Raw genomic sequence first — 13114 nt, forward strand, 5'->3', positions numbered from 1 at the left:
ACTTAACGGCTCACAAGCCGGCTTTTACCTTCAGCCGCCAGGCGTGAAGCAGCGGCTCGGTGTAGCCACTGGGTTGCTCCAGGCCCTTGAAGACCAGGTCGCACGCTGCCTTGTAGGCCGCTGACGCCTCGAAGTTGCCCGCCATCTTTTTGTACAGCGGATCGCCCGCGTTCTGGCCGTCGACCACGGCGGCCATCCGTTCAAAGGTTTCCTTGACCTGCGCTTTCGTGACCACGCCATGCAGCAGCCAGTTGGCGATGTGCTGACTGGAAATACGCAGCGTGGCGCGGTCTTCCATCAGGCCGACGTTGTGGATGTCGGGCACCTTGGAGCAACCCACACCCTGGTCGATCCAGCGGACCACGTAGCCGAGGATGCCCTGGGCGTTGTTGTCCAGCTCCTGCTGCTTCTCGGCAGGCGTCCATTGAGCGTCGGGCGAGACCGGCACCAGCAGCAGCTCGGGCAGCAGGCGGGCGATTTCGGACTTCAGGTCGACCGTCTTCTCGATGTCTTTTTGCACCGCCGCCACATTGACCTGGTGGTAGTGCAGCGCGTGCAGCGTGGCGGCCGTGGGCGAGGGGACCCAGGCGGTGTTGGCGCCGGCCTGCGGGTGCGAGATTTTGGCCTTGAGCATGTCGGCCATCAGGTCGGGCATGGCCCACATGCCCTTGCCGATCTGGGCGCGGCCGCGCAGGCCGCAGGCCAGGCCGACCAGCACGTTGCTGCGTTCGTAGGCGCTGAGCCAGGGGCTGATCTTCATGTTGCCCTTGCGGATCATCGGGCCGGCCTGCATGGCCGTGTGCATTTCGTCGCCGGTGCGGTCCAGGAAACCGGTGTTGATGAAGGCCACGCGGCTGGAAGCGGCGGCGATGCAGGCCTTGAGGTTGACGCTGGTGCGGCGCTCTTCGTCCATGATGCCGAGCTTGACCGTGCTGCCCGGCAGGCCGAGCATTTTTTCGACGCGGCTGAAAAGTTCGGCGGCGAATGCCACTTCAGCGGGGCCGTGCATCTTGGGCTTGACGATGTAGACCGAGCCCTTGCGCGAGTTCCTGATGCCGGGCTTGCCCTTGCGCTTGAGGTCGTGGATGGCGATCGTGGTCGTGATCACGGCGTCCAGGATGCCTTCCGGAATTTCCTTCGTGCTGCCATCCGCGGCGGTGTACAGCACGGCCGGGTTGGTCATCAGGTGGCCCACATTGCGCACGAACATCAGCGAACGGCCGTGCAGTACCACTGCTTTGCCCTTGGGTCCTTTCGGCGAGGTGTATTCACGGTCCGGGTTCAGGCCGCGGGTGAAGGTCTTGCCATCCTTGGTCACGCTTTCGGTCAGTGTGCCCTGCAGGATGCCCAGCCAGTTGCGATAGGCCAGCACCTTGTCGTCGGCGTCCACCACGGCCACAGAGTCTTCCAGGTCCATGATGGTCGACAGCGCAGCCTCTATCACCAGGTCGCTCACGCCGGCCGGATCCGTCTTGCCGATGGGCGTGCCGCGGTCAATGCGGATGTCGATGTGCAGGCCGTTATGCTGCAGCAGCACCGACGACGGCGCGGAGGCTTTGCCCTGGTAGCCGATGAACTGGCTGGCGTCTTCCAGCGCCGTTGTCTTGCCGCCTTTCAGGGTAACGACGAGCTTGCCGCCCTTGACCGCATAGGCGATCGAATCGATGTGCGAGCCCTTTTTCAGCGGCGCGGTGCGATCCAGCACATAACGTGCGTACTCGATCACCTTGGCGCCGCGCACGGGGTTGTAGCCTTTGCCTTTGGTGGCGCCGTCATCCTCGGAAAGGGCGTCGGTGCCGTAGAGCGCGTCATACAGGCTGCCCCAGCGCGCATTGGCGGCATTAAGCGCATAGCGCGCGTTCAGGATGGGCACCACAAGTTGCGGGCCGGCCTGTCTGGCGAGTTCGGCGTCCACGTTGGCAGTGGTGATGGTGACCTTCTTCGGCGAAGGCACGAGGTAGCCGGTTTTTTCGAGGAAAGCGCGGTAAGCCTTCATGTCCGCAATGGGGCCGGGGTGGGCCTTGTGCCAGGCGTCCATCTCGGCCTGCAGGCGGTCGCGCTCCGCCAGCAGGGAGAGGTTCCTGGGCGCCAGATCGGCCACGATGGCGTCAAAGCCCTTCCAGAAAGCGCCGCTGGCCACACCGGTGCCAGGCAACACCTCGTCTTCGATGAAACGGTAAAGCCCGGTGGCGACCTGCAGACGGTGGCTGGAGGTGCGTGTGTTGGTTGTTGTGTTCATGGTGCGGTCCCTTTTCTCAAAAGCATCAGAAGAATCAAAAAAACTAAAAGACAAAAAATAGAACGAGCCTGCGAAATCAGTGCAGCGGCAGCGAGAGCACTTCACGCAGGCTGCTGCCGGTGTACAGGGGCTGCGTGCCCAGCTCTTCAAACGGCAGTTGGTAACGATTAACCCACAGCGTCTGGTAGCCATACCAGGTGGCCGCCAGTGCGTCCCAGCTGTTGCAGCTCACGAAGGCGATCTGTTTCGCCTCCAGCCCGGTGGCTTTCAGCCCGAGCGCATAGGCTTCGGGCGCGGTCTTGTATTTGCGAATGCTGTCCACGCTGATGATGTGGTCCAGCAGACCTTCAAGCCCGGCCGACTTGACGGCCACATCCAGCATGGAGGGGTCGCCGTTGGACAGGATGCCGGTGGTGATGCCACGCGCCTTCAGCGCCTGCAGCACCTCCCGGTTTTCGGGAAACGCCGACAGGTGGCGGTACTGGTTCATGAGCTGCTCCTCACGGGCGGCATTCAAATCCAGCCCCAGGCGTTTGCACGCATAACGCAGGCCTGCGCGTGTGAGGTCCCAGAACGGCCGGTAATGCGCGCCGCCGTTGCTGATGGTCACCAGGCGCGTGTACTCAATCTGCTTGTCGCGCCACAGCACGCCCAGCACTTCGCCTTTGCCCGGAAAGAACTGCTCCGCCAGCAAGCCCACGCTGTACACGTCAAACAGCGTGCCGTAGGCGTCAAACAGCACAGCACGAAGCTTGGGCTGTGGGTTGGAGCGGGACTTTTCCATAAGCCTCTACTGTATTTGATACATCGAGCGTGATTAATTACCCAAGAATCGCTTTATCCATGACATTCATACGCCTAATCGGATAACAAGCAGACATCAAAGTCCTTTTCGTCACTGGCAGTGCTGGGACGGCTCTACGGATTGGCACAGCTCTTGCATCTCATCTTGTACACAAGTATGGATGCTTTCAATTGGTGCACATCTCTTCATCGCCGAACTCTCCTCAATCGCTTGCTGCACCTGAGCAGGTGACGACATCTGCGGGCACGGACGCCGGCTGGGCTCCCGAGGCCTGGATTACCAGGACATCGTCTTTCGCGACCGGCCGCGGCGGCGCGCTGGCCGGGCTCTCATTTGCGGCCAAAGACAATATTGATGTAGCGGGCGTGCCAACCACCGCCGCCTGCCCCGCTTTCGCCTACACGCCGACGGCGCACGCCGCCGTGGTGCAAAAGCTGCTCGATGCGGGTGCGCAACTGCTGGGCAAGACCAACCTGGACCAGTTCGCCTGCGGCTTGAACGGCACGCGTTCGCCGTATGGCGCGGTGCCCAACGCCATCAACCCCGACTATGTATCAGGCGGATCGAGCTCCGGCTCCGCCTATGTAGTAGCGACCGGGCAAGCCGACTTTGCACTGGGTACAGACACGGCCGGCTCGGGGCGCGTACCAGCCGGCCTGAACAACATCGTGGGATTGAAGCCGTCCAGGGGTCTGGTCAGCGCGCGCGGCGTGGTGCCGGCCGCGCAGAGCGTGGACTGCGTCTCCATCTTCGCGCGCACCGTGGCCACGGCCGCCCGCGTGCTCGAAGCGGCCATGGGCTACGACCCGCTGGATCCCTACTCGCGCGTGCTGGCGATGGCCGACACCGCCTTGCCCGCAGGCTTTCGTTTCGGTGTGCCTTCAACACTGGGCTTCTGCGGCGACGCGCTGGCCGAGCAGGCTTTTGGCGAAGCTGTCACCCGCATGCAGGCCCTGGGCGGCGTGCCGGTGCCCATCAATTTCGCGCCGCTGGCCGAGGCGGCCGCGCTGCTCTATGAAAGCGCGCTGGTGGCTGAACGCTACACCGCCGTACGCGATTTTTTCGACACACATGAAGACGCAGTGATCGAACCGGTCCGCAGCATCATCGGCGCAGGCCGCCAATACAGCGCCGCCGACCTGTATGCAGCCCAAACAAAGTTGCGCGCGCTGGGCCAGCAGGCGGGCGCAATGTGGCGCGACATTGACGTGCTGCTCCTGCCGACCGCGCCCACGCACTACACGCTGCAGGCCATGCAGCGCGACCCCATCACGCTGAACCGCAACCTGGGCACCTACACCAACTTCGTCAACCTGCTGGACTACGCGGCCCTTTCCGTGCCCAGCAGCCTGCGTCCTGACGGCCTGCCTTTCGGCATCACGCTGGTGGGGCTGGCGGGCAGCGACTGGCAACTGGCTGAGTTGGGACAGCGCTATCACCATGCCACTGGTTTGCCGCTGGGAGCATTGAACGAAGCGCTGCCCGCACCCGCAGCGTTGCCAGGCATCCAGCCGGCGGCCACGGTCAGGCTGGCCGTGGTGGGCGCACATCTTTCGGGCATGCCGCTGAACAGCCAGCTGACAACGCGCGGCGCCACGCTGGTGGGCCCCGCACGCACCGCGCCTGACTATCGCTTCTACGCGCTGCCGGGTACGGTGCCGCCCAAGCCGGGGCTGCTGCGTGTGGCCCCCAACGAGGGCGCGGGCATCGCGCTGGAAATCTGGGAAATGCCGGTGCAGCACTACGGCTCTTTCGTTGCGCTGATCCCCGCGCCCCTGGGCATAGGCACGCTGGCGCTGGAGGGCGGCGGCAGCGTCCAGGGTTTTGTTTGCGAGGCGCACGCGCTGCAAGGCGCCGAGGACATCACGCATCTGGGTGGCTGGCGCGCCTACCTCGAATCACTGAAGTCCAGCGCACCGGCCTGAAGCTTTCATCACCCTTTACCAACCCGTTCATCCACCGTTTACCCATCACCAGCAGGAGCATTTCATGAAGCCCGTTCCCACACCGTCATCCGCCCCCCACGGCCCGGCACGCCGCTCGCTGCTCAAGGCCACGGCCGCCAGCGCCACTTTGGGGCTGCTGGGCACGCCCGCCTTCCTGCATGCGCAGGGCGGGCCGAAAATCCGCATCGGCTACTGGCCCATCGCCGCCGGCCTGCCGTTCTACTCAGCCATCGAGCTGGGCTACTTCAAAGAGGCCGGCCTTGACGTGGAGTCGCTCAAATTCGCCGGTGCGCAGCAGGTGATGGAGGCGGTGCTCTCGGGCCGCGCCGACGGTACCGCCAACGGCACCGGTTCGGCCAACATCGCCATCGGCGAGATCGCCCAGCCCGGCACCTTCAAGATCTTCTGCTCCAACCCCAGCAACGTGAAGAATGTGCTCGACGAGGTGATCGTGCCGGCGGCCAGTCCGGCCAAGGTGATGGCCGACCTCAAAGGCAAGCGCGTCGGCTCCGGCCCCGGCATCCAGAACGTGACACTGGCCAAGACCGTGCTGGAGCGCGGCGGCGCTACCGGCGCGACCGTGGTCGAGCTGCCCATCGGCCAGCATGTGGCCGCGCTTGCCGCCGGCCAGATCGACGGCGCCTACACGCTGGAGCCCACCGGCACCATAGGCCGCATGAATGGCACCACCCGTGTGCTTGAAGCCGGCGTGATTGCGCGCTATGTACTGGGCGACCCGATGGCGCCGTGGTTCGGCGGCTCGGCCTCGCTGTCTTCCGACTTCATCAAGAAGAATCCCGACGCGGCAAAAAAATTCGTCGCTGCCTATGGCAAGGGCGTGGCTTACGTGCGCAGCAAATCGGTCGAGGCACGCCAGTACCTCAAGGGCTACACCGCCATCGAAGGCCCGCTCACCGGCGAGGTACCGCTGGCCGCCTACACCATGTACAACGAGTTCACCCCGGCCGACGTGGCGCACTTCCAGAAATTCTTCGACCTGTTCTCCGAAAAAGGCATCTTCAGCTCGCGCCTCATCGTGGACACCATGCTCTACAAGGGTTGAACACCATGAGTACCACCTCTCCCGTGACGGCAACGCCCGCCAAACCCTGGACGCCTCCGGCCGCGCCGGCGGCCGTCGTGCAGCGCAAGCCGGCGCTGGACAAGGCCCTGCCCTTCATCGGCCCGGTGGCGCTCTTCATCATCTGGGACCTGGCCGTGCGCCTGGGCTTCATCAAGGCCATCCTGCTGCCGCCACCCATCGATGCGCTGGGCGCGCTGCTCAGCGGCCTGGCCGGCGGACCGCTGCTCAAGGACTTTGCGGTCACCGTATGGCGCACGGTGCAGGCCTTCATGATCGCCGCTGCGGTCGGCATGCCGCTGGGCGTGCTGCTGGGCAGCAATGAAAAAGCCTACCGCAGCGTCGAATTCCTGATCGACTTCTTTCGCTCCACACCGTCTTCGGCGCTGATCCCGCTGTTCCTGATGATTTTCGGCGTGTCGGACATCAACAAGGTAGCGATTGCCGCCTTCGGCGCGCTGCTGATCGTGGTGTTCAATAGCGCTTACGGCGTGATCAACGCGCGCAAGCAGCGTGTCATGGCGGCCAGGGTCATGGGCGCCTCGCGCTGGCAAGTGTTCAAGGACGTGCTGATCTGGGAAAGCCTGCAGCCGAGCTTTGTCGGCCTGCGTTCAGCGGTGTCCATGGCACTCGTCATCGTGATCGTCGCCGAGATGTTCATCGGCGCCGACACCGGCCTGGGCAACCGCATCATCAACTCGCAGCAGGTCATGAACGTGAAGGACATGTACGCGTCCATCCTGGCTGCCGGCGCCCTGGGTTATGCGCTGAATATCCTTTTTCTCGTCGCAGAGCGACGCATCGTGCATTGGAGCGGAAGATAAATGGCCCCCACGCTTTTCACTTCGTGTAATGCGCTTCCCCCCGAGGGGGCCGCTGCGCCTGCGGCCCGGCAAAGCCGGTTCCGCGGCCCCTGCTTGAAGGTGAGAGGCCTGCGGTCACTCACCGCTGTGTTTACCCATGGATCCCACCGGAGTCCGACATGTCCGCTGTAATTAATGCTCCCGTATTCGCCGACGTCCCGGTGCGTGAATTCCAGCCCGGCCCGGCCGGCACGCACATCACCATACGCGGCCTGACCAAGTACTTCGCCGGCTGGCCGCTGTACGAAGACTTCAACCTGGACATCCCCAAGCACAAGATCGTCTCGGTGTTCGGGCCCAACGGCTGCGGCAAGTCCACGCTGATCAACATGATCGCGGGCCTGATCCCCATAGACGCGGGCGAAATCCTGTTTGACGGCAAGTCGCTCAAAGACACCAAGATCGGCTACGTCTTCCAGAACTACCGCGAGGCCATGTTCCCGTGGATGCGCACCATCGACAACATCGCCTATCCGCTCAAGCTTGAAGGCAGATCCAAGGCGGAAGTCGACAGGCGCATGGCCGAACTCGTGGCCTCCTTCGACGTGAAGTTCGACCTGAACCGCTACCCCTATGAACTCTCGGGCGGGCAGCAACAGACAGCCTCCATCATGCGGGCGCTGGCGCCCAATCCCGAGGTGCTGTTCCTGGACGAGCCGTTCTCGGCGCTGGACTTCGAGATGACGCTGTTCATCCGCGAAAAACTGCAGGAGGTGTTCATGCAGACCGGCACGACCATGCTGCTGGTGTCGCATGACCTGGAAGAAGCCGTGTACCTCGCCGACCAGGTACTGCTGCTGACCAAGCGCCCGACGCGCGTAGCCGAAATCCTGCCCTACGGCGATGCGCGTCCGCGCACGGTGGAGACCTTGTCTGAGGCCAGCTTCATCAGCACCAAGAAACTCAGCCTGGAAATCTTCCAGCGCGAAGTCAGGCGTTGAGAAAGCTGCAGCCATGATGGACGAAGCAAGCATTGCAAGTTATGTCGCAAGCGCCGGCGCGGTGCTGGGCCTGCCGCTGCCGCCGGACCGCGCGGCACGCGTGGCCGCCCACCTGCAGCGCACCACCGTCATGGCCGCGCTGCTGGACGCGGCGCCGCTGGCCCCGCACGACGAGCCGGCCGAAATTTACTGCCCGGCGGTTTTCCCGTCCAGCGACGGCGGGCGCGAGCAGTCATGAAAAGCATGGTGTTTGATGCGTCCGCCATGGCCGCCGCCGTTGCGGCGGGGCAGGTCAGCGCGCGCGAACTGCTCGATGCCAGCCTGGCATGCATTGACAGCACGGACGGCCGGGTCAATGCCTTCACCGAAACAACCCGCACCCGGGCCCGCGCTGAGGCCGACGCGGTGGACGCGCAGCGGGCGCGCGGCGAACCCCTGGGACCGCTGGCTGGCGTGCCGTACGCGGTCAAGAACCTGTTCGACATCGAAGGGCTGACCACACTGGCCGGCTCAAAAATCAACCGCGGCCTGCCCGCGGCTTCGGCCGATGCGGTCCTCGTCGCGCAGATGAAGGCGGCCGGCGCCGTGCTCGTCGGCGCGCTGAACATGGACGAATACGCCTACGGCTTCACCACGGAAAACACACACTACGGCCCCTGCCGCAACCCGCACGACCTGACGCGCATCGCCGGCGGTTCGTCGGGCGGCTCCGGCGCGGCGGTCGCGGCCGGGCAGGTTCCCCTCACCCTGGGCTCGGACACCAACGGTTCCATCCGCGTGCCGTCGTCGCTGTGCGGTGTCTGGGGCCTGAAGCCGACCTTCGGCCGGCTATCGCGCCGCGGCAGTTATCCCTTCGTGCACAGCATCGACCACCTGGGTCCGCTCGCCAGCAGCCTGGGCGGGCTGGTGCTGGCCTACGATGCGCTGCAGTTGCCCGACCCGCTGGACCCGGGCTGCCATGCGCTGCGTGTGCAGCCGGTCTCTCCGGTCCTGGGCAAGGGTGCAAGCGGCCTGCGCATCGGTGTGTTGGGCGGGTACTTTCACGACAATGCCGGGCCCGAAGCGCGCGAGGTGGTGGCGCTGGCCGCCCGCACCCTGGGTGCGCAAGCCGACGTGGTGTGGCCGGATGCTGCACTGGCGCGCGCGGCGGCCTTCATCATCACCGCGAGCGAAGGCGGCAGCCTGCACCTGGGCGACCTGCGCACGCGTGCCGACGAATTCGAACCGCTGTCGGTGGACCGTTTCATCGCCGGCGCGCTGCAGCCCGCTGATTGGTATGTGCGCGCACAGCGCTTTCGCCGCAGCTACCGCGACAAGGTCAACGCCCTGTTCCAGGACTGGGACGTGCTGCTCACGCCTGCCACACCGGTCGGCGCCACGGTCATCGGCACCGAGTGGCTGGACATCAACGGCGTGCGCCAGCCCTGCCGCGCCGCGATGGGCCTGCTCACCCAGCCCATCTCTTTTTCCGGCTGCCCCGTGGTCACCGCGCCCATGTGGCCGGCAGCCGGCGGCATGCCGATAGGCGTGCAGGTCATCGCCGCGCCCTGGCGCGAAGACCTGGCCTTGCGGGTCGCACAGGTGCTCGGCGACGCCGGCGACGCCCATATCCGGCCCGCCACACTGGTGACACAAGCATGAACCCCAGCCTTGCCATCAACCTCCCCGACGTCCTGGCCGAAGTCACGGCGGTGTTTGCGCGTTATGAGGATGCGCTGGTCAACAACAAGGTGGACGTGCTGGACGAGCTGTTCTGGAACAGCCCGCACACCCTGCGCTACGGCGCGACGGAAAACCTTTACGGCTACGCCGACATCCAGGCCTTCCGGGCAGGACGGCCGGCGCAGGGCCTGGAGCGGCGGTTGCTGAAAACCGTGATCACAACCTATGGCCGCGACATGGCGACCGCCAATACTGAATTCCAGCGCGCCGGCAGCGCCAGAACCGGCCGGCAGAGCCAGACCTGGATGCGCACGCCCGAGGGCTGGCGCGTGGTCGCCGCGCACGTGAGTCTTCTTGCCTGAGTTTCATTTCCTTGACCTCATAACCCCTGGAGCATTGACCATGAGCAACTTCCTCAATCGCCGCGATTCGATCAAGACCCTGGCCGCGCTCGGCGCCGCGGCAACCGGCCCGTTTGCCTTCGCGCAAAAGCCCCTGACCGTGGGCGTGATCTACGTCGGCCCGCGTGACGACTACGGCTACAACCAGGCCCAGGCGCAAGCGGCGGCCGAGCTCAAGAAGATGCCGGGCATCAAGGTGGTGGAAGAAGAAAACGTTCCCGAAACCGCGGCCGTGCAGAAGACCATGACCGGCATGATCGCGCAGGACGGCGCCAGCCTGGTGTTTCCCACCTCCTTCGGCTACTTCGATCCGCACATGCTGGCGGTGGCGGCCAAGTTTCCCGCGGCGCGTTTTGCGCATTGCGGCGGCATGTGGACGGAAGGCAAGCACCCGAAAAACACCGCCAGCTTTTTTGGTTACATCGATGAGTGCCAATACCTCAACGGCGTGATCGCCGGCCACATGACCAAGAGCAACAAGATCGGTTTCATCGCCGCCAAGCCGATCCCGCAAGTGCTGCGCAACATCAATGCCTTCACCATGGGCGCGCGTTCGGTCAAGCCCGGCATCACCACCAGCGTGATCTTCACCGGCGACTGGTCCATGCCCGTGAAGGAGGCTGAAGCCACCAACAGCCTGGCCGACCAGGGTGTGGACGTCTTCACCATGCACGTGGACGGCCCCAAGGTCATCGTGGAAACAGCCGCCAAGCGCGGCAAGATGGTCTGCGGCTACCACGCCAGCCAGGCCAAGCTGGCTCCGCAGGCCTACCTGACCGGTGCCGAGTGGAACTGGCTCACGGCCTACACCACCTTCATCGAGGCGGCACGCAGCGGCAAGCCGCACCCCAACTTCATCCGTGGCGGCCTGAAGGAGGGCTACGTGAAGATGTCGGCTTACGGACCCACCGTGACCGAGGCGGCGAAAAAGCAGGCCGACGGTGTCAAGGCGCAGATGATGGCGGGCAGTTTCGACATCTTCAAGGGTCCGCTCAAGGACAACAAGGGCGGCACCATCGTGCCTTCCGGCAAGGTCTTCAAGCAGACCGACCTTGAGCTCGAGAAGATGAACTACCTGGTCGAAGGCGTGATCGGCTCCGTGTGAGCCGGCGGCTGACCTTGCGGGCCTGAGACTTTCCTTATCCATGCGCCACTCCCTCGCCAACTTCCTGCTGCCGGGCAGCGCCATCATCGCGGCACTGGGGGTGTTCGGGGTTTTCGCCTGGTTCGCCGGTGTCAGCCCCCTGGAGGTCTGGCTGCTGCTGTTCAAGGGCGCGTTCGGCGACTGGTATTCCTGGCAGAACACGCTGCAGCGCGCCGCGCCGCTGATGCTCACAGCCCTGTGTGTCGCCATTCCGGCGCGCGCGGGCTTGACAGTCATAGGCGGCGAGGGCGCGGTGGTGCTGGGCGGACTGGCCTGCGCCGGCCTCGCGCAAAGCCTGCCCCTGCCCGCGAACATGGCAGGCACGGTGATGGTCTGCCTCGCCGCCGCGCTGGCCGGTGCCTTGTGGATTGGGTTGGCTGGCTGGCTGCGGCAATACCGCGGCATCAACGAAACCATCAGCAGCCTGTTGCTGGCCTATGTGGCCGTCGGCCTGTTCAAGCACCTGGTCGAAGGGCCGCTGCGCGATCCGTCCAGCCTCAACAAGCCGTCGACTTTTTCGCTGGCCGAAGGCCTGCGCATCGGCGGCATCGCCGGCTCCGATGTGCACTGGGGGCTGGTGATCGGCGTGCTGGCCTGCCTGGCGGCGGGCCTGTGGTTTCGAATGACGCCCTCGGGCTTCGCGGTGCGCGTGGTCGGCGGCAACCCGCGTGCGGCGCAACTCGTCGGGCTACCGGCCTCCAGGCTGATCCTGCTGGCCTGTGCGCTGGGCGGGGCCTGCGCCGGCCTGGCCGGCGCCATCGAGGTCGCGGCCGTGCACACCAATGCCAACGCCGCCCTGATCGCGGGCTACGGCTACGCCGGCATCCTGGTGGCTTTCATCGCACGCCAGCATCCCGTGGCCATCATCCCGGTGGCCATCCTGTTCGGCGGCTTTGGCGCGGCCGGCAGCCTGCTGCAGCGCCGCCTGGGCCTGCCCGATGCCTCGGTGCTGGTGCTGCAGGGCATCGCCTTTGTGCTGATCCTGGCCAGCGAGGCTCTGCGCGATGTGGACTGGAAAACTTTTTTTGAGCGTATCAGCCGCTTCGGCCCTTCGGAGCCGAGCCCGATTCCTTTGCCGGAGGAAAAGCCATGACCACCGACCAGCTCCTGATCTTTTTCGCCGGTATCGTCGGCGGCGCGCTGCGCGTCGGCGCGCCCTTCCTCTTTGTCAGCCTGGGCGAATGCATCACCGAAAAATCCGGCCGCATTAACCTGGGGCTGGAGGGCGTGCTGGTGCTGTCGGCCATGTCGGCCTTCGGCGCCTCCTGGCTCTCGGGCTCGCCCTGGGTCGGTGTGCTGGCGGCGGCGGCCACCGGCGCGCTGCTGGCCGCACTGCATGGCATTCTCTGCTCGCTACCGCGGGTCAACGACATTGCCACCGGCATTGCGTTGATGCTGCTGGGCACGGGCCTGGCCTTCTACCTGGGCAAGCCGCTGATCCAGCCGCAGGCGCCGCAACTGCCCGCCATCGCGCTGGGCGGCTGGAGCAGCTCGGCCGCCGTCCGCTCGGCGCTGCAGATCAATGTGCTGGTGCCGATCGGGCTGGCGCTGGCCGTGGCCTTGTGGTGGGCCTTTGCCAACACACGCGCTGGCCTGATGGTACGCATGGCGGGGGATTCGGCCAACGCCGCTCGCTCGCTCGGTTATTCGGTGTCCGCCATCCGCATTGCCGCGACCGCCGCCGGCGGCCTGGTTGCCGGCCTGGGCGGCGCTTCGCTCACCCTGTTTTATCCCGGCAGCTGGAACGAAGGCATCTCCAGCGGCCAGGGCCTGATCGCGGTGGCGCTGGTGATCTTCGCGCGCTGGAGCCCCCTGCGCTGCGTGTACGCCTCGCTGCTGTTCGGCGGCGCCGGCGCCATCGGCCCGGCCCTGCAGTCCGTCGGCATCAACTGGGGATACCACCTTTTCAACATTGTTCCCTATGTGCTCACCCTGCTGATCCTGGTCATCACCTGCCGGCCAGGCAGCACCGTGAGTGGCAGCCCGGGCGAGCTTTCCGCCACCCGCTAGTGACTGCAAGCACTGACAAGGA

General features: G+C 65.3%; 12 protein-coding genes. 10 read left to right on the forward strand and 2 right to left on the reverse strand.

The window, feature by feature from the left end; translation table 11 throughout:
• Positions 1–10: 10 nt before the first annotated feature.
• Both AC1DVV_RS21440 and AC1DVV_RS21445 read right to left on the reverse strand, forming a co-directional pair.
• Complete coding sequence (locus AC1DVV_RS21440) at positions 11–2239, reverse strand: malate synthase G (protein ID WP_477701588.1); 2229 nt, start codon at positions 2237–2239, stop codon at positions 11–13.
• A 76-nt stretch (positions 2240–2315) separates the two neighbouring features.
• Positions 2316–3023: a haloacid dehalogenase type II gene (locus AC1DVV_RS21445; protein ID WP_457282327.1), complete on the reverse strand. Its 708-nt coding sequence runs from the start codon at positions 3021–3023 to the stop codon at positions 2316–2318.
• A 248-nt stretch (positions 3024–3271) separates the two neighbouring features.
• Here AC1DVV_RS21445 and atzF point away from each other — a divergent pair, with 248 nt between their 5' ends.
• From atzF to AC1DVV_RS21495, 10 genes are all read left to right on the forward strand, one after another.
• The gene (gene atzF, locus AC1DVV_RS21450) at positions 3272–4969 is read left to right on the forward strand and encodes an allophanate hydrolase (RefSeq protein WP_477701589.1); all 1698 of its coding nucleotides are present in this window, start codon (positions 3272–3274) and stop codon (positions 4967–4969) included.
• Positions 4970–5033: 64 nt separating this feature from the next.
• Positions 5034–6053, forward strand: a complete 1020-nt coding sequence (locus AC1DVV_RS21455) for an ABC transporter substrate-binding protein (RefSeq protein ID WP_477701590.1) — start codon at positions 5034–5036, stop codon at positions 6051–6053.
• Positions 6054–6058: 5 nt separating this feature from the next.
• Positions 6059–6895: an ABC transporter permease gene (locus tag AC1DVV_RS21460; RefSeq protein ID WP_457282330.1), complete on the forward strand. Its 837-nt coding sequence runs from the start codon at positions 6059–6061 to the stop codon at positions 6893–6895.
• 158 nt (positions 6896–7053) lie between these two features.
• The gene (locus AC1DVV_RS21465; RefSeq protein ID WP_477666907.1) at positions 7054–7875 is read left to right on the forward strand and encodes an ABC transporter ATP-binding protein; all 822 of its coding nucleotides are present in this window, start codon (positions 7054–7056) and stop codon (positions 7873–7875) included.
• Positions 7876–7888: 13 nt separating this feature from the next.
• On the forward strand, positions 7889–8113 hold the full coding sequence (locus AC1DVV_RS21470; RefSeq protein ID WP_457282332.1) for an AtzG-like protein: 225 nt from the start codon (positions 7889–7891) through the stop codon (positions 8111–8113).
• A 5-nt stretch (positions 8114–8118) separates the two neighbouring features.
• On the forward strand, positions 8119–9516 hold the full coding sequence (locus AC1DVV_RS21475; RefSeq protein ID WP_457282450.1) for an AtzE family amidohydrolase: 1398 nt from the start codon (positions 8119–8121) through the stop codon (positions 9514–9516).
• Positions 9513–9899 (forward strand): oxalurate catabolism protein HpxZ, encoded by a 387-nt coding sequence (hpxZ, locus tag AC1DVV_RS21480; protein ID WP_457282333.1) that lies wholly within the window; start codon positions 9513–9515, stop codon positions 9897–9899. The genes AC1DVV_RS21475 and hpxZ overlap by 4 nt, the downstream gene beginning before the upstream one ends.
• A gap of 40 nt (positions 9900–9939) precedes the next feature.
• Positions 9940–11043: a BMP family ABC transporter substrate-binding protein gene (locus tag AC1DVV_RS21485; protein ID WP_477666908.1), complete on the forward strand. Its 1104-nt coding sequence runs from the start codon at positions 9940–9942 to the stop codon at positions 11041–11043.
• 40 nt (positions 11044–11083) lie between these two features.
• Complete coding sequence (locus AC1DVV_RS21490; protein WP_457282335.1) at positions 11084–12175, forward strand: ABC transporter permease; 1092 nt, start codon at positions 11084–11086, stop codon at positions 12173–12175.
• The gene (locus AC1DVV_RS21495; protein ID WP_457282336.1) at positions 12172–13092 is read left to right on the forward strand and encodes an ABC transporter permease; all 921 of its coding nucleotides are present in this window, start codon (positions 12172–12174) and stop codon (positions 13090–13092) included. Before AC1DVV_RS21490 ends, AC1DVV_RS21495 begins: the two co-directional genes overlap by 4 nt.
• Positions 13093–13114 lie beyond the last annotated feature (22 nt).

The sequence above is a fragment of the Polaromonas sp. P3_B4 genome (assembly GCF_056402835.1).

What these genes read in the sequence shown, in the direction of transcription:
- AC1DVV_RS21440 (WP_477701588.1), bottom strand. Translation starts at nt 2,239, where the DNA reads ATGAACACAACAACCAACACACGCACCTCCAGCCACCGTCTGCAGGTC.
- AC1DVV_RS21445 (WP_457282327.1), bottom strand. Translation starts at nt 3,023, where the DNA reads ATGGAAAAGTCCCGCTCCAACCCACAGCCCAAGCTTCGTGCTGTGCTG.
- AC1DVV_RS21455 (WP_477701590.1), top strand. Translation starts at nt 5,034, where the DNA reads ATGAAGCCCGTTCCCACACCGTCATCCGCCCCCCACGGCCCGGCACGC.
- AC1DVV_RS21460 (WP_457282330.1), top strand. Translation starts at nt 6,059, where the DNA reads ATGAGTACCACCTCTCCCGTGACGGCAACGCCCGCCAAACCCTGGACG.
- AC1DVV_RS21465 (WP_477666907.1), top strand. Translation starts at nt 7,054, where the DNA reads ATGTCCGCTGTAATTAATGCTCCCGTATTCGCCGACGTCCCGGTGCGT.
- AC1DVV_RS21470 (WP_457282332.1), top strand. Translation starts at nt 7,889, where the DNA reads ATGATGGACGAAGCAAGCATTGCAAGTTATGTCGCAAGCGCCGGCGCG.
- AC1DVV_RS21475 (WP_457282450.1), top strand. Translation starts at nt 8,119, where the DNA reads ATGGTGTTTGATGCGTCCGCCATGGCCGCCGCCGTTGCGGCGGGGCAG.
- hpxZ (WP_457282333.1), top strand. Translation starts at nt 9,513, where the DNA reads ATGAACCCCAGCCTTGCCATCAACCTCCCCGACGTCCTGGCCGAAGTC.
- AC1DVV_RS21485 (WP_477666908.1), top strand. Translation starts at nt 9,940, where the DNA reads ATGAGCAACTTCCTCAATCGCCGCGATTCGATCAAGACCCTGGCCGCG.
- AC1DVV_RS21490 (WP_457282335.1), top strand. Translation starts at nt 11,084, where the DNA reads ATGCGCCACTCCCTCGCCAACTTCCTGCTGCCGGGCAGCGCCATCATC.
- AC1DVV_RS21495 (WP_457282336.1), top strand. Translation starts at nt 12,172, where the DNA reads ATGACCACCGACCAGCTCCTGATCTTTTTCGCCGGTATCGTCGGCGGC.